The sequence below is a fragment of the Penaeicola halotolerans genome (assembly GCF_016464625.1).
GTDB classification, from domain to species: domain Bacteria; phylum Bacteroidota; class Bacteroidia; order Cytophagales; family Cyclobacteriaceae; genus Penaeicola; species Penaeicola halotolerans.
On sequence record NZ_JAEAGO010000097.1, the window covers coordinates 1 to 263 of the forward strand.

Below are 263 nucleotides of genomic sequence, written 5' to 3' on the forward strand. Positions count from 1 at the left end.
TACCCATGCTACCAAAGATAGCACCTCCTCCATGGTAGAAGATGATACCTCTCCGGAGTTTGGAGGACATCCCCTTGGGCTGGAACAGTCTCACAGGGATTGACCCAAAACACATGTTGGTTACCACCACAGTAGGGTCCTTCTTTATGGCCCCTATATCACCAAAAAACTGAACAAACTTGCTCATAGTGCAAATTCTCAGCTTCTCTAGTGTGTTCCCCTGTTGGAGGAAAATGAAGGGGTGAGGGCACGGGATTATAGGG

The 263-nt window shown here is 48.3% G+C and carries 1 protein-coding gene; it reads right to left on the reverse strand.

The genetic code is table 11. The features are described 5' to 3' along the window. Nucleotides 1-187 (reverse strand): hypothetical protein (locus tag I5349_RS13820; RefSeq protein WP_226391364.1); only part of this gene is annotated, 187 nt, incomplete at its 3' end. Between the last annotated feature and the right edge of the window lie 76 nt (nt 188-263).